This window comes from Pleomorphomonas sp. T1.2MG-36 (genome assembly GCF_950100655.1).
Taxonomy (GTDB): Bacteria; Pseudomonadota; Alphaproteobacteria; order Rhizobiales; family Pleomorphomonadaceae; genus Pleomorphomonas.
In genome coordinates this window covers 254,583-274,927 of record NZ_CATNLY010000001.1, presented here as the reverse complement: position 1 = coordinate 274,927, position 20,345 = coordinate 254,583, and the positions used below count along the sequence as shown (strand labels likewise).

Annotated in this window: 17 protein-coding genes; 5 read left to right on the top strand and 12 right to left on the bottom strand. The window is 64.9% G+C overall.

The features are described from left to right. Positions 1-3: 3 nt before the first annotated feature. Complete coding sequence (gene flgK / locus QQZ18_RS01295; protein ID WP_284537462.1) at positions 4-1,449, bottom strand: flagellar hook-associated protein FlgK; 1,446 nt, start codon at positions 1,447-1,449, stop codon at positions 4-6. A gap of 26 nt (positions 1,450-1,475) precedes the next feature. After that, a complete protein-coding gene (locus tag QQZ18_RS01290; RefSeq protein WP_284537461.1) occupies positions 1,476-2,771 on the bottom strand; it encodes a flagellar hook protein FlgE in 1,296 nt (431 codons plus the stop codon). Positions 2,772-3,252: 481 nt separating this feature from the next. Between QQZ18_RS01290 and QQZ18_RS01285 the strand changes: the two genes are divergently transcribed. Beyond that, positions 3,253-3,600 carry an antibiotic biosynthesis monooxygenase family protein gene (locus QQZ18_RS01285; RefSeq protein ID WP_284537460.1) on the top strand — a complete coding sequence of 116 codons (348 nt, stop codon included), beginning with the start codon at positions 3,253-3,255 and terminating at the stop codon, positions 3,598-3,600. 18 nt (positions 3,601-3,618) lie between these two features. Next, a complete protein-coding gene (locus tag QQZ18_RS01280; RefSeq protein WP_284537459.1) occupies positions 3,619-4,491 on the top strand; it encodes a sigma-70 family RNA polymerase sigma factor in 873 nt (290 codons plus the stop codon). 21 nt (positions 4,492-4,512) lie between these two features. On the opposite strand, the gene QQZ18_RS01275 is transcribed toward QQZ18_RS01280, so the two are convergent. The 6 genes from QQZ18_RS01275 to QQZ18_RS01250 all read right to left on the bottom strand — a co-directional run bounded on the left by QQZ18_RS01275 (position 4,513) and on the right by QQZ18_RS01250 (position 11,697). Beyond that, complete coding sequence (locus QQZ18_RS01275; RefSeq protein WP_284537458.1) at positions 4,513-5,586, bottom strand: DUF4037 domain-containing protein; 1,074 nt, start codon at positions 5,584-5,586, stop codon at positions 4,513-4,515. Positions 5,587-5,599: 13 nt separating this feature from the next. Next, a complete protein-coding gene (locus QQZ18_RS01270) occupies positions 5,600-6,865 on the bottom strand; it encodes a pilus assembly protein TadG-related protein (protein ID WP_284537457.1) in 1,266 nt (421 codons plus the stop codon). 262 nt (positions 6,866-7,127) lie between these two features. After that, positions 7,128-8,390 carry a glycerate kinase type-2 family protein gene (locus QQZ18_RS01265; protein ID WP_284537456.1) on the bottom strand — a complete coding sequence of 421 codons (1,263 nt, stop codon included), beginning with the start codon at positions 8,388-8,390 and terminating at the stop codon, positions 7,128-7,130. A 10-nt stretch (positions 8,391-8,400) separates the two neighbouring features. Further along, positions 8,401-9,372, bottom strand: a complete 972-nt coding sequence (locus QQZ18_RS01260) for a nucleoside hydrolase (protein ID WP_284537455.1) — start codon at positions 9,370-9,372, stop codon at positions 8,401-8,403. Between the two features lie 132 nt (positions 9,373-9,504). Next, the gene (locus tag QQZ18_RS01255) at positions 9,505-10,635 is read right to left on the bottom strand and encodes a Gfo/Idh/MocA family protein (protein ID WP_284537454.1); all 1,131 of its coding nucleotides are present in this window, start codon (positions 10,633-10,635) and stop codon (positions 9,505-9,507) included. A gap of 9 nt (positions 10,636-10,644) precedes the next feature. Then, the gene (locus tag QQZ18_RS01250) at positions 10,645-11,697 is read right to left on the bottom strand and encodes a sugar phosphate isomerase/epimerase family protein (RefSeq protein ID WP_284537453.1); all 1,053 of its coding nucleotides are present in this window, start codon (positions 11,695-11,697) and stop codon (positions 10,645-10,647) included. 503 nt (positions 11,698-12,200) lie between these two features. Between QQZ18_RS01250 and QQZ18_RS01245 the strand changes: the two genes are divergently transcribed. The 3 genes from QQZ18_RS01245 to QQZ18_RS01235 all read left to right on the top strand — a co-directional run bounded on the left by QQZ18_RS01245 (position 12,201) and on the right by QQZ18_RS01235 (position 16,875). After that, complete coding sequence (locus QQZ18_RS01245; protein ID WP_284537452.1) at positions 12,201-13,532, top strand: 2-hydroxycarboxylate transporter family protein; 1,332 nt, start codon at positions 12,201-12,203, stop codon at positions 13,530-13,532. A gap of 92 nt (positions 13,533-13,624) precedes the next feature. Beyond that, a complete protein-coding gene (locus tag QQZ18_RS01240; RefSeq protein ID WP_284537451.1) occupies positions 13,625-15,517 on the top strand; it encodes a sensor histidine kinase in 1,893 nt (630 codons plus the stop codon). Then, positions 15,514-16,875, top strand: a complete 1,362-nt coding sequence (locus QQZ18_RS01235; protein ID WP_284537450.1) for a sigma-54-dependent transcriptional regulator — start codon at positions 15,514-15,516, stop codon at positions 16,873-16,875. Before QQZ18_RS01240 ends, QQZ18_RS01235 begins: the two co-directional genes overlap by 4 nt. 7 nt (positions 16,876-16,882) lie before the next feature. Here QQZ18_RS01235 and QQZ18_RS01230 read toward each other — a convergent pair whose 3' ends face one another. Genes QQZ18_RS01230 through QQZ18_RS01215 form a run of 4 tightly spaced genes read right to left on the bottom strand, consistent with a single transcriptional unit; the run spans position 16,883 to position 20,251 of the window. Next, positions 16,883-17,635, bottom strand: coding sequence for an ATP-binding cassette domain-containing protein (locus QQZ18_RS01230; protein ID WP_284537449.1), 753 nt, complete (start codon positions 17,633-17,635; stop codon positions 16,883-16,885). After that, on the bottom strand, positions 17,632-18,441 hold the full coding sequence (locus QQZ18_RS01225; protein ID WP_284537448.1) for an ATP-binding cassette domain-containing protein: 810 nt from the start codon (positions 18,439-18,441) through the stop codon (positions 17,632-17,634). Before QQZ18_RS01225 ends, QQZ18_RS01230 begins: the two co-directional genes overlap by 4 nt. Next, positions 18,441-19,253, bottom strand: a complete 813-nt coding sequence (locus QQZ18_RS01220) for an ABC transporter permease (RefSeq protein WP_284538787.1) — start codon at positions 19,251-19,253, stop codon at positions 18,441-18,443. Before QQZ18_RS01220 ends, QQZ18_RS01225 begins: the two co-directional genes overlap by 1 nt. 35 nt (positions 19,254-19,288) lie before the next feature. After that, positions 19,289-20,251, bottom strand: a complete 963-nt coding sequence (locus tag QQZ18_RS01215; protein ID WP_284538785.1) for an ABC transporter permease — start codon at positions 20,249-20,251, stop codon at positions 19,289-19,291. Positions 20,252-20,345: the final 94 nt, after the last annotated feature.

Sequence of the window (20,345 nt, the reverse complement as noted above, 5' to 3'; positions counted from 1 at the left end):
CTCTCAGACGGCGTTGAGCAGGTCTTGAAGCATTTTGTCGACCGCAGCGATGAGCTTGGCGGACGCCGCGAAGGTGCGCTCGATTTCGAGCTGCTTCGACAACTCGTCGTCGAGGTTGACGCCGGTGGTGTTGGACAGCGCTTGGGAGGCGCGCTGCAGCATGGTCGACTGGTAGGTCGATGCGGTATCGACCTGCTGTCGGTTGAACTCGAGCCAGCTCGCCGAAGAGGCAGCGTAGTCGGCCAGCGTGTTGGTGGGATCGGCACCGGAGTTGGGGTCGAAGACACGCGCTTCGCCGAGTTCGGTGACCAGGGTGTTCAGCCGCTCGGTGAAGCCGGCCTCGTTGGTCGTGTTGTAGTCGTAGGTGATGCCGTCGCGGATGAGGTCGAGGCTACCGCCAGTCGACGGGTCGACGGCCGAGTTGACCTTGATAACACCGGCGAGGCCTGTCTCGATGGTGGCGCCGGCCGGTATGGTTCCCGCCGGCCATGTGAACAGTCCGGGGACGTCCGGCCCGGTGCCGGATGGGTCGCTTTCCGTGAAGGCTTCGATCAAGCCGCGGGCGATCTCGTCGAGCTGGTTCTGATAGGTGGTGCCCACTTCGTCGCGCAGGGTGGCAAGGCCGGCGAGGCGGCCGGTGCTGCTGGGCATCGATGATGGGCCGCCGACCACGGCCACACCGTCGACGTAGACGGCGTTGCCCACGGTGGAAGCGTTGAAAATGTTGGTCGCCTGGAACGTGACCTCGCGTGGATGGGTCTCGAACAGCGCGACGCCGCCGTCGGTGTAAATGGCGACGTCGTTGTTGTCGCGCGTCACGACGGAAATGCCGATTTCCTCGGAGAGCTGGGAGATCAGGTTGTCGCGGCTGTCCAGGCTGTCGGTGATGTCGGCGCCCGACACGGTGCCATGAACGATGCTGGTGTTGAGCGTGTCTATCTTGGCGAGAAGGTCGTTGATGCGTTGCACCGACGTGCCCATGTCGGCGTCAGCGAGCGCCCGGGTGGCCTGCACCGTCGTTGTCGCCTGGTTGAGCGTGGTCGTCAGCGTGGCGGCCGAACTCAGCACGGCCTGGGCGAGGATGGTGTTGCTGGGGTTGGCGGCGTATTGCTGCAGCTTGTCATTGAGATCGCCAAGCTTGGCCGCCGGGCTCTGGTCGAGCTCGGGATCGCCGATGGTCTGGGACAGCTTGGTGAGACCGTCGAGCAACGCGTCCTGCGTGGCCGAGGCCGACGTGGCCTTCAGCATGGTCTTGTAGAGGGCCGTATCGGTGGCGCGCTGGATGGACACCACCTGGACCGTTCCGCCGATGCCGGTGATGACGGTCGCCGTCTTGCGCGAGTAGGAATCCTCCCTGCCGCCGGCGATGTTGCGCGACGTCGTCGCCGTCTGCACGCCGGAGGTCTGCAGAGAGGAATTGGCGACGTTGAGGGCCATCGAGAGGGACATTGGAGGGATCCACCAGTGGTTTGAGGTCAGCGCTTCAGGTTGACGAGCACGTCGAGCAGGTCGGAGCCGGTCTGGAAAACCTTGGAATTGGCCGTGTAGCCGCGTTGTGCTTCGATCATGGCCGTGAGCTCGCTCGCCATGTCGGCATTGGACTGCTCCAGCGAGCCGGACTTGATGACGCCGAAGCTCGACGAGCCGGCGAAGCCGACGCTGGGATCGCCCGAGTCCATGGAGATCGAGTAGGCGTTGCCGGCGACGGGCGTCAGATTGTCCGGGCTCGGCACGTTGGCGAGCGGGATCTGGAAGGTGGCCTTGCGGGTGCCGTCGCCAAAGATGGCGTAGACGATACCCTTGTCGCTGATCTCGATGCTGTCGACCGCCTGGGCCGCGTTGCCGTCGGTGTCGCCGGTCGGGTTGAACTCCTGGGTTCCGAGCTGGGTCATGGCGGATAGATCCAGCGTCATCGTCTGCGATGAGCCATTGTTCGGCACGGAGAAGGAGGCGATCGCAGGTGTCGTGAGCTTGCCGTTGGTGGCGTCGAAGGTGAGGGTGCCAGAGGCGAGAAGCGGACCGGCGGCCGGGGTGCCGGTTGCGGCGTAGGGGAAGCCGCCGGCAGTGGCTCCGGCGCGGTCGAACACCGCATACTCCCACTCGTTGGAACCGGTCTTGGTGAAGTAGACGTCCAGCATCACCTCGTTGCCGAGGTTGTCATAGGTCGTCAGCGACGTCTTGTTGGTGTAGACGGAAGCTGCGGTATTGGCGCTGGCCGGCGCCCCCGGGGGCGCGGTGGCCGTGACGTCGGTCGCATTGGAGTTGAGCGTGGCGGTGATGTAGCCACTGGTCGTCGGCGAGGCCGTCATTCCCAGGGCGTTGATGTTGACCGGAACCAGTCCCGTCAGGCTGTTGGCCGAGGGGGAGGGCGTGCCGGCCGACAGATCGTAACCGAGCAGGGTGAACCCGCCGGCATTCTTCAATGTGCCGTCGGTCTGCTCCACGAAGGAACCGGCTCTCGTCAGATACGGCGTGCCACCGGCATCCTGCACGACGAAGAAGCCGGAACCGGTCACCGAAAGGTCCAGGCCGCTGGTGGTCGACAGATAGGATCCCGCCTCGCCGATGGCATAGCGTGTCTGGGTGGTGACGCCGGCCGGCTGGTAGGCGCCCGAGCGGCTATTGCCGATGACCATCGACGAGAACTCGGTGGAGGCGCGCTTGTAGCCGACGGTATTGGCATTGGCGATATTGTCGGCGGTGGTGGCCAACCGGCTGCCCTGGGCGTTCATTCCGGAAACGCCGCTGCGCAAGACACCGTAAAGACTCATCGCTGATCTCCTGAAGCACTGTCATTGCTTGCAGGAAACACCGCCACCCTTGCGCGAAGCTTGTGGTTTGAAAGATAAAATTGAAAGTAAAAAGCTATTAAACCAGATGTTATTTCAGCTTCTTCTGCCAGCATAGCTGGCGTTAACACGATGTTTGCGTTCTTTGATGTCCTCGTTAAAAATGCTTAGGGCGTTGAGCCGGCGTTTACGACATTCGGGCCGGAGGGCGCTCGCGGAAGCGTTCTGGTGATCATTTACCCAACAAGTGTGCCGAACTGGTGCAAGTCTTCCTCGCATCCGGACATCTACTGCGATCACAACCATTGATTGATTTCATCGCCGGCTCGATCCGCCCCTGAGCCGACCTCCGGAGGCAAGGATTTGCCGCGACGCAAGGCTGCGACGCGCCGCACAAAAAAGCGGACCATGTCACATCCCGTTGGTCTGTCCTGTCATGACATGTGCAACACCCGCACAGGAGATGCAGATGCCCCGCGGACCAATCGCGACGATCGACGCCGAAACCCAATGCCTGACGCTGATCAATCTTTATGAGGTCGAGCCAACCAACCAGGCGGATCTCGCCCGGTTGCTGTCCGAGATCACCGACAGCGCCATTCGCAAGGAACCGGGCTTCCTGTCCGTCAGCGTCCACAGCAGTGTCGATGGCACGAAGGTTGTGAACTATGCCCAATGGGCTTCGAAAGAGCATTTTGAAGCCTTCATGAAAAAGCCGGAGACCAGGGAGCTCTTGCAGCGATTTTCGGCGCTGGCCAAATCGGTCTCGCCCGCGCTCTATAGGGTGAACTCGGTCCATGCCGACAGGTGACGCGGAGGCGTCCTCATCATGAGCGAAGAGTCTCCCGAGCGTATCTTGTCGAGCCTGCGTCCAGGCCTGATACGGATTGCCTATCGCATGCTGGGATCGCTGGCGGAGGCGGAGGACATCGTTCAGGAGACAGCCATTCGCTGGCTTGCCGCCGATCGTCAGTCGGTGCGCGAGCCGGCGGCCTTCCTGCGGCAGATCGTCACGCGGCTTTGTCTGAACGAGCTGCAATCGGCCCGCCGCCGGCGCGAGACCTATATCGGTCCCTGGTTGCCCGAGCCGATCTTCGATCCGGAGGATCGCGACGCGGCGGACGACATCACCTTGCCCTTGATGATCGCCCTCGAACGGCTATCGCCGCTGGAGCGGGCGGCGTTTCTATTGCACGACATCTTCGGAATGCCGTTCGACCAAGTGTCCGATATCGTGGGGCGCGAAGCCCCCGCCTGCCGAAAACTGGCCAGTCGTGCGCGCGCCCATATCCAAGAGGCTCGCCCGCGGTTCGCCGTCGACAAGGATCGCGGTCTTGAGTTGGCGCGGGCGTTCTTCACCGCGTCGAGAAGTGGCGACATGACCGCTCTCCGCGCACTCCTGACTGAGGATGTCGTGGCGATCGCCGATGGCGGTGGCAAAGTCGAGGCCTCGCTGGCGCCGCTGATCGGCCTCAAGGCTGTGATCGCCCGGCATGCCGAGATGGCCCGTGGCTTTGCCGTCCAGCCTTCACACCTCGTCCGCTATGCGATGATCGATGGTTTGCCCGGCTTCGTCACCATCGAGGCCGGCGGCGTCTTGCAGACCACCGCTCTGCACCTCGTGGACGGGCGGGTTGTCGCCATCTACGTGACGCGCAATCCCGACAAGCTGCGGCATTTGTCCGAAGCTCGTGCCCAGTGACGGACGGGAGGGTTTGCGGGGTCAAGTTGGATGGAGGACTTCAATCATCCGCCGCGCCCGGTCCGGCGCTTCGATCGGCGGCGTGGCGTCGGTGATCTGATCTATCGAGCCGATAACGGGCCGTCCGCGAAGAATCGGATCGGCAATATCGGTGGCGAGACCGTTGCTTATGTCCTCCGCGTTGATCGTCAGGAAGGGGCGGCCGAAAAAGGGGCCGATCCTGGGTGTGACGGAAAGCGGGAAGCCGGCCGGTCCGTGCATTTCGGCTACGGCGAGGTAGGCCTGCGCCAGGGGCATCTGTCGTTGATCCCACGTTTCGGCCTTGATCGTCGCATCGAGCAGGGGCGCCAGCGCCCTGGCTCCGGCGAGGCGGGCGAAGGCGGAACCGAACCACTTGGGATAGGGCGCGTATCGCCGTTCCAACAGGAAGCACAGGCGCATGACGTCGCGCACGAGCCGGGCGGCGATCACACGGGATCCCAGGTCGTCACCGGCATGGCCGGCTCGTCCGACGAAGGCTTGCTCGTCGGCGATGCGCCGCCATTGGGCCGCGAGCTTGTAGAGACTGACATCGTGCGGGCAGTTGGCGAAGGTTTCCCTGAGGAGAGAGAGCTCTCCAAGCCCGCTGTGGAAGACCTCCCCGGCGGTCAGCTCCAGCAGCCTTTGCTCGGGCAGGGATAGCCATGTCAGGGTGTCGAGCGACGAAAGCCGGTCGAGGGACAGGCGCGTTCTCAGGATGCCGGCGGCGGTGAAGACCTCGACTCCGTGCTCGGAGCGCCCCAAGGCATCGCCGGCGACGATCGGCGGATGGGGACGCGAGCGGTAGCCGATCGGTTCGCCGAGGAACACCGCCGGCTTGATCGCGTCGAAACCGTCGACAATCGCCGGAGCAAGGGCCGCAAAGTCGGCTTCAGCGACCACGATCTGGACGCGGGGACCCCAGTTGTGGTCACGCGACATGTCGTCGTCGAAGCCGAGGAGTTCCGAGCCGTAACCGAAGAGTCCCGCATCGTGCCTGAGGCCCGGAAACGCCTTGTCCAGCCAGGGACGGACGAGATCGCGGTAGAACAGCCTCGAAAGCTCTATGCCTTTCATCGCTGTCTCCGGCTCAATGGGTGAGATGCGTTTCGTTCACCACATTGGCGAACAACTGGGTAAGAACGGCGCTGACGTCGCCGGATGGCGCGACTTCGGCGTAGAGACCGGTGGAAGCGCAGGTTTTCATGTTGGTCGCGATCTTCGACTGGAACGGGGCGATCCATGTCGTGTACCAGGTGTTGCTCGGGATCTTCTGATACGTGGTGTAGAGGCTGGCGAGTTTCACGGCGTTGGCCTTGATCGAGGCGCAGGGCGTGGTGTCGAGCGGCTGCTGACAACGGTTCCCCGTGAGCTTTTCCTTGCAGTTCTTCGGCCGTTCCGCGTCCTCGACGCCATCGCTGATCAGAAACAGGACCTTGATCGGATCCGAGGCCGACAGCCCGCTACCGCTTGTGCCTATGATGCTCTTGATATCGGTGAGAGCGGTGAGCAGATCGGTTTGCTGGTCGTTGTTGTAGTTCTGATAGGGAATCGTCATCAGGTCGACGCTGGCCGCCGCCGTGGCGACGGACGAAAGCGACGACGACATCGCGGCAACCGTGGTGAGTTTTGTCGCCTGCGCATCGGCTCCCAGCGAATAGACAGCCATCTTGTACTGGTTCGAGACGAGCTGGCTTGCCGCAGCGTTGGTGATCATCGATTGCACGGCGCGCGACACCACCTGATAGCGCAGGGTGATGCCCCGCTGCTTGGCAAGCGCGTAGGTGTCGTAGCTTGCGCCCGTGATATGGCAGGCAAAGGCGCAACCGCCGTTCACGGCTTCGAGGGCGGAAATGTCGGCCGCCGTGGCACCGAGCCCCATCGAGGGGCTGTTGTCGATCAGAACGTAGAAATTGTAGTAATAGACTGGCTTGTTCTGCGCAGTGGCTCGCACCGAAACCGTGACGCTGTCCACGCCGAACAGGCGCACAAAATACGTTGGAACCATCGACGTCAGCGTCACGTCGGAGCTGAATATGTTTCCGACGTATTGCACTGAAATCTGCGACGAGGTGATGCCTGAAAACCTCGATCCGCTGAAGTTGGTGTTGGCAATGTTCAGGGCGTCGGCTTCCGCCACCTTGATCTCGCCGGATACGCCGCTCTGAATGACCTGCTTTACGGCAGTCGAACTCATGGATATGGCGCCAACCGCCGCGGCGTCGGCGGCTGCCTGGAGCATCTCCTTGGTTCGCGCCGCGATGGCATAGTCGACCGCAGCGCCCACGGCGATCATCAGCGGCAGAATGACAAGGGCAAAGATGACGCTTACGGCGCCGGACCTGTCGGGTCCCATCCGCTTCTGAATGCTCTGCAACCATCTGTATTGTCTGGCCACTGGCATCGCGAAGAGCACCTATCCCCCGTATCGATGGAGCTCCTTTTCGGCAGCTCATGATGGCGGCGCGCTTCGGTTCCCGTCCGACAGGACGCGGCCACACCAACGATGAGTGCATAAGTCGGTGAAATATTCGCTAATAACGTGCAGAAACTTGCGATACCCCTGCCCGCAGTAGCAACCGCCAGCCAACCGGAAGGCGACTCCTCCCGCACATGATCTAGGCGATCAGGATGGCCCGGAAGTCGTTGACGTTGGTCAGCGTCGGCCCAGTGACGACAGCGTCGCCGAGTGCGCCGAAAAAGCCGTGCCCGTCATTGTTGTCGAGTGCGGCCTGCGGATTGATGCCGAGCGCCCAGGCACGGGAGAGACTGTCTGGCGCCAGGAAGCCGCCGGCGATCTCCTCGACGCCGTCGACGCCATCGGTATCGCCGGCCAGTGCCCAGATGTTCGGAGCCCTACCCAGATGCAGGCCGAGCGACAGGAGGAACTCCACGTTCCGTCCCCCGCGTCCGTTGCCGCGCAACGTCACGGTGGTTTCGCCGCCCGACAGCAACACGCAAGGCGCCGTGAACGGCTGGCCATGTCGCGCGACCTGACCGGCAATGCCGCCGATCACCGCGCCAACGTCACGTGCCTCGCCTTCAAGGGCATCGCCGAGAATATGCACGGCAAAGCCGGCATCACGGGCCACCGCGGCCGCGGCTTCAAGCGAGGCCTGCGGGGCGGCAACGATATGCGTTTCGTTGCGCGACAGACGCGGGTCGTCCGGCTTGACGGTCTCTCCGCCACCAGCCTCGAGCAGCGCCTTGGCGGCCACTGGCAGGTCCATGCGATAGCGGCGGACGATGGCGAGCGCATCGGCCGACGTGGTCGGGTCGCCGACGGTGGGGCCGGACGCGATGTCGATCGGGTTGTCGCCGGGCACGTCGGAAATCAGCAGCGTCACCACCTTCGCCGGATGGGCGAGGGCGGCGAGGCGGCCGCCCTTCACCGCTGACAGATGACGGCGGACGCAGTTCATCTCCGATATCGGCGCTCCGGAGGCCAGCAGGGCCTTGTTGATCGCCTGCTTGTCTTCAAGGCCGATGCCGTCAAGCGGCTGCGTCAGCAGGGCCGACCCGCCGCCCGATATCAGGCAGAGCACCGTATCGTCCGCGCCTGCGCTCGCGGCGAGGTCGCATATGCGCTGCGCCGCCCGCAGGCCGGCGGCGTCGGGCACCGGATGGGCCGCCTCGACGATCTCGATGCGCTCCGTCGGCACGGCATAGCCGTAGCGCGTTACGACCAGCCCCTCGACAGGCCCGTCCCAATGCCGCTCCACGGCCCTCGCCATGGCAGCCGATGCCTTGCCGGCGCCGAGCACGATCAATCGCCCCTTCGGGCGGGACGGCAGAAAGGGCGGCACGCAACGATCTGGCTGGGCGGCGGCAACGGCCGCATCGAACATGGAGCGGAGGAGCACGCGTGGATCCAGGGACATGGGCTTATCCTCAGCCGAGCGAGCGAATGGCGGACTTGTAGCTCTCGACGATGCCCGCGTAGTCGGCGTCCGCGGCGACCAGTTTGGATGGGTGTCCGTCCCATGCATTGGGACCGAACGTGTGCCCATCGAGCTTCTGAATGGACTGGCCGATGGCGATGCCCTCGGTCAGGACGCGCACCGCCCCCGAGCGGAGCTTGAACAGCTCCGGCGCCACCAGATACGCGGCCGCCGCCACATCGTGCAGGCAGCAACCGTCCACCTGATTATAGTGACGATAGACCGCTTCATAACCGCGGGAGATATCCCAGAGGAAGCGGCCAGCCTCGCCGCAGGACGCCAACTGGGCCGCGTCGTCGTGGGACGCCACGCAATGACTGGTGACATCGAGGCCGATGGCCGTCACCGGCCAGGCGGCGGTGAAGACGATATCGGCGGCGTGTGGATCGTTGTGAATGTTGGCTTCGGCCACTGGGGTGGCGTTGCCGCGCCGCCCACCCCAGGCGAAGGCGCCGCCCATGATCACCACGTCCTTCACCAAGGCGGCGATGCCCGGATCGCGCTTGAGAGCCAGAGCGAGATTGGTCAGTGGCGCCACGGCGAGTATCGTCACCTGACCGGGGTTGGCCTTGATGATCTCGACCATCCGGTCCGCCGCATGGCCATCGGCCGGTCGGGCGGAGAAACCCTGGGCAACGGCGGTGTCTCCCAGTCCGTCCTCGCCGTGAATGAACGTTGGCGCCGGCCGGCGACCGATGGTCAACGGCGCGGTCGCTCCGGCATAGACCGGCACGTCGATGCCGAAGCGTTGGGCAAGATAAAGGGCGTTGCGGGTGGTGACGTCGGTTTCGGCGTTCCCGAATACCGTGGTGATGGCGGCAAGTTTCAGACTTGTCTGGGCCTTCAGGAACAAAAGCGCCATGGCGTCGTCAATCCCCGGATCGGTGTCGAAGATGACGAGGTTGTTATCCGTGTCGACCATTCCCATTCCTTCTGGCGCAAACTGACGTGTCCGCCGATCAAGCCGGTTTCGACCTGATCGGCGGATGCTCATGAAATCGGTTCATCCGAGCCGATCTTGTTTGTGCCGCAACAGTTCGGCGAACAATGGCGGTCAACCGATCTCGGTCCAGACGTTGCCGGCCGCATTGGACTTCAGGCAGGCCTCGACGAACTTCGAGCCGCTGACGCCGTCGAGGGCTGTCGGCACCACGGTGCTGGCGGCTTTGCCCGAGAGGACATCGGCGGCGTCGCGGTAGAGATTGGCGAACGCTTCGAGATAGCCCTCGGGGTGGGCGGCCGGTACGCGGCTGCCGGCGATGGCGGCGCTGGTTGCGCCTGCGCCGTTGCGGCGGATCATCTGGCGCGGTTCGCCGAGCCGGGTGAACCACAGCTCCTCCGGCTTTTCCTGCCACCATTCGAGGCCGGCCTTGTCGCCGTAGATGCGGAACGATACGTTGTTGCCATTGCCGGGCAGCACCTGGCTCGCCAGGATCGATCCCTTGGCGCCGGACGCGTAGCGCAGGAGGATGGCGGCGTCGTCGTCGACCCGGCGCCCCTCGACCAGGGTCGACAGTTCGGCAAGAAGGTGGGTCGGCTCTTCGCCGGCGACGAAGGCGGCAAGATTCCAGGCGTGGGTGCCGACATCGCCGATGGCGCCGCCGACGCCAGCCTTCTTGGGGTCGGTGCGCCACACGGCGCCCTCGGCACCGGTGTTCTCGACCGGCGCGGCCAGCCAGTCCTGAAGGTACTCCACCTCGACGCGGCGAAGCTTGCCGATCTCCCCGGCGGCGATCATCTCGCGGGCCTGTCGCACCATCGGATAGCCGGTATAGGTATGGGTCAGGAAGAAGCGGCGGCCGGTCGACTGAACCAGCGCCGCCAGAGCCTTCGCATCGTCCAGCGTCGTGGTCATCGGCTTTTCGCAGATCACGTCGAACCCAGCTTCCAGCGCCGCCTTGGCGATGGGGTAATGCAGGAAGTTGGGCGTGACGATCACCACCGCGTCGACGCGGTCCGGACGCAACGCCTCCTTGTCGATCAGCTCCTGGTAGGTGGCGTAGGCGCGATCCGGGGCAATGCCCAGCGTGGCAGCAAAGGCGCGCCCCCGCTCGGCGTCGACGTCGAGGGCGCCGGCCACCAGCTCGAAGCGGTCGTCCAAGCGCATGGCGATGCGATGCACCGCGCCGATGAAGGCCGTGGCGCCGCCGCCGACCATGGCGAGTTTGATGCGGGTTTGACTCATGTCCTGTCCTCAACCGATGCCGAGCAGCCGGCGGTTTGTGGCAGCATCGGCGCCACTCTGGGCGAAATCGTCAAAGGCGTGTTCGGTGACGCGGATGATGTGGTTGGCAATGAACGGAGCTCCTTCGGCCGCGCCATCCTCGGGATGCTTCAGCGCGCACTCCCACTCGAGCACCGCCCAACCGGGAAAGTCGTACTGGGCCATCTTGGAGAAGATCGACGAGAAGTCCACCTGGCCGTCGCCGAGCGAACGGAAGCGGCCGGGACGGTCCACCCACGATTGATAGCCGCCATAGACGCCAGACCGACCGGAGGGGTTGAGCTCGGCATCCTTGACGTGAAAGGCCTTGACGCGCTCGTGATAGATGTCGAGGAAGGCAAGGTAGTCGAGCGCCTGCAGCACGAAATGCGACGGGTCGTAGAGGATGTTGGCGCGGGGATGGTTGCCGACGGCGGTTAGAAACCGCTCGAAGGTCACACCGTCGTGCAGGTCCTCGCCCGGGTGCAGCTCGAAACATGCATCGACGCCGGCATCTTCAAACGCGTTCAGAATAGGTTTCCAGCGGCGGGCAAGCTCGGCGAAGGCCTCCTCGACGAGACCGGCCGGCCGCTGCGGCCATGGATAGACATAGGGCCAGGCGAGGGCGCCGGAGAAGGTCGCATGGGCTGAAAGGCCGAGACGGCGAGACGCCTCGGCGGCGAGCTTCAGCTCGCGGGTCGCCCATGCGGTACGGGCAGAGGGATTGCCCCGCACCGCCTCGGGCGCGAATCCGTCGAACAGTTGGTCGTAGGCGGGATGGACGGCGACGAGCTGCCCCTGGATATGGGTTGAGAGCTCGGTGATTTCGACGCCGGCCTCTCCCAACCGGCCTTTCAGCTCGTCGGCATAGGTCTGAGACGTCGCGGCCTTCTCCAGATCGAAAAGTCCGGCCGTCGTCGGCAACTGCAACCCGACGTACCCGAGGCCGCTCGCCCAGCGCGCCAATCCGTCGAGGCTGTCGAAGGGCGGCGCGGCGCTCACGAACTGCGCGAGGAATATGCCCGGTCCCTTGATCGTCTTCATGGCGGTCCCTTATCTCCCGAAGGCCTCGATCCGTTCGGCCGGCGGTTTGCGCCAGCTTACATATCGTTTCAAGAGGAGGTAAGTCCCCTGAGGGGCATCGGACGGGCTTCGCGTTGGAGAGGCCGTCGAAAACTTCAACAAAATCAGTTGTATCACTTATATGGCCCGCTCAGGATCGTGCGGATTTCCGGACGGTCGACCGAGGCTCGTGTCCGGAAATCCGGACCACCCGCCCTCTCTCCCCCAAAATTAAATCGATGGAACAGGCGTTTAGCCGGCAGCGCGAATTGGCACGCCTGATGCCATTCATTTCTCATGCGACGATCGCCTTCCGAGGAGGGAACGAGGACGGAGGGTCGGGGCATATCGGCTGGCGGATGCGGGCTTTGGAAGCCGCAAACCTCGGACCGAAGCCATTCCGGCGCCGGAGATATCGGACCGCCGGACAGTCCCAGACAAGGCCCCGCCACAGACCGATATGCGCCGGGGCAGGAGGAATGAACATGACGGACATCACTCAGAACGACGCGATCGCGGCGGAGACGGGCGGCAGCCTTCTGTCCCGCATCGCCGCCTACAAGGTCGGCCCGGTACCGCTTCCGCTCTATCTTGCGATTGCCAGCGTCGTCTTCGGCGCCTCGGTGATCGGCAAGCTGCCGGCCGATATGATCGGCGGCTTTGCCGCCATCATGGTGCTGGGCTTCCTGCTTGGAGAAATCGGCGGCCGCATTCCCTATCTGAAGAGCATCGGCGGCTCGGCCATCCTTTGCCTGTTCGTGCCGTCGGCCATGCTCGGCTATCAGGTCATGAACCCGGCGACGTCGGACGCCATCAAGGCGGTGATGAAGACGTCGAACTTCCTCTACCTCTACATTGCCTGTCTGGTGACCGGCTCCATGCTCGGCATGAACCGCAAGGTGCTCATCCAGGGCTTTCTCAAGATGTTCGTGCCACTCGCCGTCGGCACGTTCGGCGCCGTCCTGGCCGGCGGGCTCGTCGGCATGGCCTTTGGCTACGAGTTCAAGCACACCTTCTTCTTCATCGTCATGCCGATCGTCGCCGGCGGCATCGGCGAGGGCATCCTGCCGTTGTCGCTCGCCTATGCCGACATTCTCGGCACGGCCCAACCGGAACTGATCGCCTCGCTGATCCCGGCGGCCCTGATCGGCAATGTGGTGGCCATCATCTCCTCGGGCGTCCTGAAGCGCATCGGCGAGAAGAAGCCGCAGTATTCCGGCAACGGCCTTCTGGTCCGCACCGGCGACGACAACGAACTTCTGCAGGAGATGGCCGTCGAGAAGAAGATCGAGCTGCCGCTGATGGGCGCCGGCCTCCTGATGGCCTGCACCATGTTCATCCTCGGCGCTTTCCTGTCGCCGTTCACCGGCATTCCCGGTCCGATCCTGATGATCATCGGCGCAGCCCTGCTCAAGGTGTCGGCGCTCATCCCCGAGCGGATGGAGACCGGCGCCCACCAGATGTACAAGTTCATGACCACCAACATGACCTTCCCGCTCTTGGTCGGCCTCGGCACGCTCTACGTTCCTTGGAACGATCTGATCGCCGCCTTCACGCCGGCCTATTTCGCCATCTGTGCCGCCACGGTCCTGGCCATGGTGTCGTCGGGCTGGTTCGTCGGCAAGCTGCTCAAGATGTATGAAGTCGAGGCGGCCATCGTCACCTGCTGTCATTCGGGTCTCGGCGGTACCGGCGACGTCGCCATCCTCTCGGCGTCGAACCGCATGGGCCTGATGCCCTTCGCCCAGATCTCCACCCGTATCGGCGGCGCCGCCATGGTGGTGCTGGCGGTCTTCCTCCTGAAGATCCTCGGCTGATCCCGAGTTCTTGCCAGCCATGGCCGTCCGGCTTTTCCGCCGGGCGGCCTTGCGCTATCGATGGAATGTGGAAGACGGCGGGAGGAGCCGTATTGGCCGAGAAGACCGAGAGCATCATACCGAAACGCCGCCGGTTCCGCCTCGCGGCGATCTTGCCGTTGGCAGGTGCCCTTGCCATTGCGGCCGTCGTCGCTTTCGTCGCCTACCGTGTCGTCTTCGAACTGTCGCTTTCGGCGACCCGCGCCAGTGCCGGCCACCGGCTCGATCTCTATGCGGCGAGTTTCGAGCGCGAGATCGGCAAGTATGCGAGCTATCCGTATGTGATGGCGCTCGACGGCACAATCCTCGCGCTGCTCGACAACCCCAAGGACTCGACGCAGCGTTATCGCGTCGACAGCTATCTCGAGGCGCTCAACGACCGCATCGGCACGCTCGACGTGTTTCTGCTCGACAAGACCGGCCGGGTGATCGCATCGAGCAACTGGAACAAGTGGGACAGCTTCGTCGGCCGCGATCTCTCCTACCGCCCCTACTATCAGAATGCCGGCGTCGGTCGGGTGTCGCGCTTTTACGGCATCGGCACCACCAACCTTCAGCCTGGCTATTTTCTGGCGACGGCCATTGTTCGGGGCAACAACACACTTGGCATCGGCGTGGTGAAGGTCAGCCTTGAACAGCTCGAACGCTCCTGGGCGTCGGCGGAGTCGCCGGCCATCCTCAGCGACGAGCACGGCGTCGTCGTGCTCTCCTCGGTGCCGGCCTGGAAATATGGCACCTTGGTGGCGCTCGACGAGAAGGCCCGCAAGGAGATCGCGGAGGCCCAGCAGTACAACGACCGATCGCTCGCGCCGATCGGCCTCTCCACCTTGCGCGATCTCGACAGCGGCACGCGCATCGTGCGTCTGCCGGGCGTCACCGGTTCGGACAGCGGCTTCTCGACGGAGGGCCTTTTTCTCGCCGAGAGCCGTGCGATGCCCGAGACGCCCTGGACCCTGACGGTCTTCACCAATCTCTCGGAAATGGACGATCTCGCACGACTTTGGGCGGCGCTGGCCGGTCTTGGCAGTCTGCTGTGCCTTGGTCTTCTGGCGGTCTACCGCCAGCGCCGCCGGCATCTTCGCGAGATCCTGGCAGCGCGCGCCGCGTTGCAACAGGCCCACGACCATCTTGAGAGCGAGGTGGCGGATAGGACGGCGGCGCTGTCGGCCACCAACGAGCGTTTGCTGCGCGAGGTGGAGGAGCGCGAACGTGCCGAGCGTACTTTGCGCGACGCCCAATCCGGCCTCGTGCAGGCCAGCAAGCTCGCAAGCCTTGGCCAGCTTTCGGCCGGGATCGCCCACGAACTCAACCAGCCGCTCGCAGCGCTGGTGACGCTATCCGGCAATGCCGTGAAATTCCTGGAGCGTGGCGAGTTCGGCACCGTGCGCAGCAATCTCGAACGTGTCCGTCCGCTTGTCGAGCGCATGGGACACCTGACCGGAGAGCTCAAGACGTTTGCCCGCAAGTCGTCGGGCGAACCGCAGCTCATCGGGCTGCGCAAGCTCGTTGACGACGTGCTGTTCCTGCTCAACCATCGCCTGACGCGTGGGGGCGTGGCGGTGACAATCGACATCGAAGGCGGCGATATCGACCTCTGGTGCGACGCCAACCGCTTCGAGCAGGTGCTGCTCAACCTCATCGGCAATGCGGTCGATGCCATGGAAGGCGAAGAGGATCAGCGGATCGTTCTCTCGGCCCGGCGCGAGGGCGATTTTGCTCGGATCGATATCCGCGACAGTGGACCGGGCCTGCCACCGGAACGGCTCACCCATATGTTCGAGCCTTTTTTCACCACCAAGGCGCCTGGCGTCGGTCTCGGCCTGGGTCTGACGATCTCGGCCGGCATCATTCGCGACTTCGGCGGCGAGCTCGTCGCCTCCAACGCGGAGGGGCGGGGCGCCGTGTTCTCGATGACAGTTCCGGCGGGCGCCAGGGAGGCGACATGACGAAGGCTACGATCGACGACCTGCGGGTTCTGATTGTCGAGGATGACCCGGACGTGCTGCTCGGCTGCGAGCAGGCTCTTCAGCTGGAGGGAGTGCCGACCATCGGCACGGGGTCGGTCGAGGAGGCGTTGCGGCGGATTGCCGAGGCGCGACCGGGCGTCATCGTCTCGGACGTGCGTCTGCCCGGCCGCGATGGCCTGTCGCTCCTCAAGGACATGCAGGCGGCCGACGTCGACTTGCCCGTCATTCTGATCACCGGCCACGGGGATGTCTCGCTCGCCGTTCAGGCGATGCGCGCGGGCGCCTATGATTTCATAGAGAAGCCCTTTTCTCCCGAGCATCTGGTCGACGTGGTCCGCCGGGCGCGCGAGAAACGGGCGCTGGCGCTCGAAGTTCGCCGCCTCCGCCACAAGCTCACCGATGGCGGTCGCCTCGAGTGGCGCATCATCGGCCGCTCTCCCGCCATGGTGAAGCTTCGCCGGGTCATCGCCGATATCGCCAGCACCAACGCGTCGGTGCTGATCAGCGGCGACACCGGCACCGGCAAGGAGTTGGTCGCCCGCTGTCTGCATGACGAGAGCCCCCGCCGCAAGGGCCACTTCGTGGCGATCAATTGCGGCGGCTTGCCAGAGCATCTCGTCGAAAGCGAGCTGTTCGGCCACGAGGCCGGCGCCTTCACCGGCGCGACGAAGCGCCGCATCGGCAAGATCGAGCATGCCAGTGGCGGCACGCTGTTTCTCGACGAGGTCGAGACCACGCCGGCCAGCGTTCAGATCAAGCTCCTGCGCGTCTTGCAGGAGCGGACGCTGGAACGGCTTGGCTCCAATACCTCCGTTCCCGTCGACTGCCGCATCGTCGCGGCCGTCAAGGGCGACCTTGGCAAGATGTCGGCCGAAGGGCGCTTCCGGTCCGACCTCTACTACCGGCTCGCCGTCGCGTCGCTGGCGCTGCCGGCCCTCCGGGATCGGCGCGAGGACATCCCGCTGCTGTTCGCCCATTTCGCCGAACAGGCCTCTGTCGTGCACGGCCGGCCGGTACCGGCGCTCGACGACGCCCGCCTGCGCACGCTGATGGCCTACGACTGGCCCGGCAATGTTCGCGAGTTGCGCAATGTGGCCGACCGCTGCGTCCTCGGTATCGAGGCGGGCTTCCCGCCGTTTGCCGAGGCGCCCGCCGTGGAACCATTGTCGCTGACCGAGGCAGTGGCGGCGTTCGAACGGGCGATGATCGTCGATGCGCTTGGTCGCAGTGGCGGCAGCCTCGGGCCGACCGCCCAGGCTCTGCGAGTTCCGAAATCGACCCTCTACGACAAGATGACGCGCCTCGGTCTCGTCGACGGCGACCGGGACGCGCAGTAACCAGACGTCAAGCGAACTCAGGCAGGCGCGGGGTGCTTTCGAGTAGGCGCTGCGTGTAGGGATGCTTTGGCGCCGACAGGATGTCGCGGGCCGGCCCCTGCTCGACGATGCGCCCCTTTTCCAGGATGACGAGATCCTGACAGAGGAGGGCCACGAAGCCGATGTCGTGCGAGACCAGCACCAGGGTCGTCTTTGCCGACAGGGCCTTCAGAAGCTCGACGATGCGGATGCGCGTCGTCAGGTCGAGTGCACTGACCACCTCGTCGGCCAGCACCAGCTCGGGTTGCGAGACGATGGCGCGAGCGATAGCGATGCGCTGACGCTGACCGCCGGAGAACTCGTGCGGATAACGGCCGGCGGCGTCGAGCGGCAGATCGACGGAGGCCAGGGCCTCGGCGACCGCAGCGTCGACATCGGTGGCTATTTTCAACGACCGCAGGGGCTCGGCGACGATGTCGGCGATCTTCTGGCGTGGGTCGAGCGACGAATAGGGATCCTGGAACACGGCCTGGACGGCCCGCCGGAAGCCGCGCATGAACGAGCGGTCGCCGGGATCGAGCGCAGCGTCGCGAAAGGCGATCCGGCCGGAGGACGGTCGGGCGAGGCCGAGCAGCAGGCGGAGGAGAGTGGTCTTGCCCGATCCGCTCTCGCCGACGATGCCCAGGTTTCGGCCGGCCTCTATGCGAAGGTCGACGCCGTCGAGCACGGTGCGGCCGCGCCCATAGGCGAAGGATACGGCGGTAAGGTCGACGAGGCTCATAGCGCCGCTCCTATGGCTTGGTCGAAGGCGCGCGCCGCCTCGACGAGACCGACGGTGTAGGGGTGGCTCGGCCGACGGAACACCTCGGCGACAGGCCCTTCCTCGACCAGTTCGCCGGCTCGCAGAACCAGCACGCGATCGACGGCGGTGCCCACTACCGGCAGGTCGTGGCTGATGAACAGGAGCCCCATGTTCTCCTCGCGCACCAGCCTTTCCAATAGCTTCAGCACTTCGGCCTGTGTCGTGACATCGAGTGCGGTGGTCGGCTCGTCGGCGATGAGCAGGTGCGGCCGACAGGCCAGTGCCATGGCGATGGCCGCCCTCTGGCGCTGACCGCCGGACATCTCGTGCGGATAGGCGCGCGCAAGACGAGCGGGATCGGGCAGGGCGACGCGAGCCATCAGCCCCGTTACCTCGGTAAAGACGTCGGCTCGCGAGAGGGAACGCCCGTCGTGGCGGGCACGTCGACGCACGACTTCGGCAATCTGACCGCCGATCCGCATCAGCGGATCGAGAGCGGTCAGCGGTTCCTGGAATATGGTGGCGACGGCCGTGCCGCGCAGGCCGACGACCTCACGGTCGGTGGCGCCGATCACCTGACGGCCAGCGAGTCTTACCGACCCCGAAGCGGTCATTCCCTCGGGAAGGAGCCCGATGGCCGCGAGTGCCGTCAGCGACTTGCCGGACCCGCTTTCGCCAATCAACCCGACGCGCTCTCCGGCGGCGACGGATAGCGACACGCCGGAGACCAGAGAGCGACCGGCATGACGGATCGAGAGACTTTCGATTGAGAGGAGGTCGTCCATCAGCGCCTCCGCCGCGTCGGATCGGCGACGTCGCGGAGACCGTCGGCAAAAAGGTTGAGGCCGATCACTAGAGAGACCAGAGCCAGGCCGGGTGCGATGGCGCCGAAGGGGGCGGTGTAGACCGTCGCCTGCGCCTCCTGCAGAAGCCGTCCCCATGACGCATTGGGCGGCGGAGCGCCAAGCCCGAGATAGGACAGGGACGCCTCGGCAATGACAGCCAATCCGAACTGCAGGGCAAAGTTGACGATCAGCGTCGGCCAGATGTTGGGCAGCACGTGGATGCGAACGATGCCGAGCCAGCCGGTTCCCGACACGCGGGCCGCCGTGATGTAGTCCATGGCGAGAACGCGCCGCGCCAGAATGCGGGTGAGGCGGGCGACGATGGACGAAGAGGCGATGCCGATGGCGAGGATGGCGGTGCCGAGGCTCGCGCCGTCGCTTGCCGCCACGATCAGCATGGCGAGCAGCAGCGTCGGAAAGGCGATCAGGATATCGAGCGTCGCGGCCAGCACGTCATCTACGGCTCGGGATGCGAAAGCCGCCAGAAGTCCGACCGTGACGCCAATGGCCGCGGCGATCGCCACGGCACCGGTTCCAACGGCGAGAGCGATGCGGGCGCCAACCATGATTTCCGTGAAGAGATCGCGGCCGAGCCGGTCGGTACCGGCCCAGTGGGCAAGAGATGGCGGGGCGAGGCGGCCACCCGTCATCGCCGTCGGATCGTACGGCGTCCAGACGAGCGTCAGCAGTCCGACGACGACATGAAGGCCGACCAATGTCGCGCCGATCAGGAACGTCGGCGTGACCCGCATGGAGGTGGGAGGAGCGAGGACGGGCACCGTGGCGGTCATGACCGGCCTCCGCTTGGCCCGCGCAGGCGAGGATCGACCAGACGCTGCGCGAGATCGGCCGCGAAGCCGACGAGAAGGACCAGGAGCGTCGAGATGAACAGAACGCCCTGAACGCTCGGATAGTCGCGCTGCTCGATGCCGCTGAGCAGCATGGAGCCGAGGCCGGGCAGCGAGAAGACGCGCTCGACCACGACTGCGCCGAGCAGCGTCGAGGCGAGTTCGATGCCGAGAATGGAGATGACGGGCACCGCGCCATTGCGAATGCCGTGACGGATCAGCGCTTCGCCGTAGCCGGCACCCAGCGCCCTGGCGGTCCGAAGATAGTCGGAGCCGATGACGTCGAGAGTTGCCGAGCGAACGTAGCGGATGAGCGATGCCGACATCACCAGGGCAATGGTGAGGATGGGCAGGGCAAGCTGGTGCAGGGCCGCGAGCGGATCGCGCCAGCCTGATGTGGGAAAGCCGCTCGACGGAAAGAGGCGCAGCTTCACGGCGAACGCCGTGACCAGGAGGATGCCGATCCAGAACACCGGCACGGCCACGCCAAACTGCGAGATCACCGAGATGAGGTTGCCGTACCAGCGGTCGCGCTTGACCGCAGCGAGAATGCCGAGCGGCAGGGCAAGAAGTATGGCGCAGCTGAAGGCGAGGGCGGTGAGCGGCAGCGTCAGGGTCAGGCGGCGGCCGATTTCCTCAAGGACAGGCACGCCGGACACGAAGGAGGCTCCGAGATCGAAGCTGCCGAGCTGACCGATATAGCGGACGAATTGCGCCGCGATCGGCAAGTCGGATCCGACCTGACGACGGGCGGCCTCGATCTGCTCGGGATCGGCCCCGACGGAGACGAGCGCATTGGCCGGGTCTCCCGGCAAAAGGCGCAGCAGCAGGAACAGGACAGCGGCGGCGATCAGCACCGAAACGAGGAGGATCGCCGTCCGACGGACGAGATAGGCGAGAATGGCGGCACCTTTGGAACAGCGTCAAACGCCGCCCGACATTAGGTCGGGCGGCGATGGGTGTCGAGCGACTGAACGAAGCCGCGTCAGCGGATTC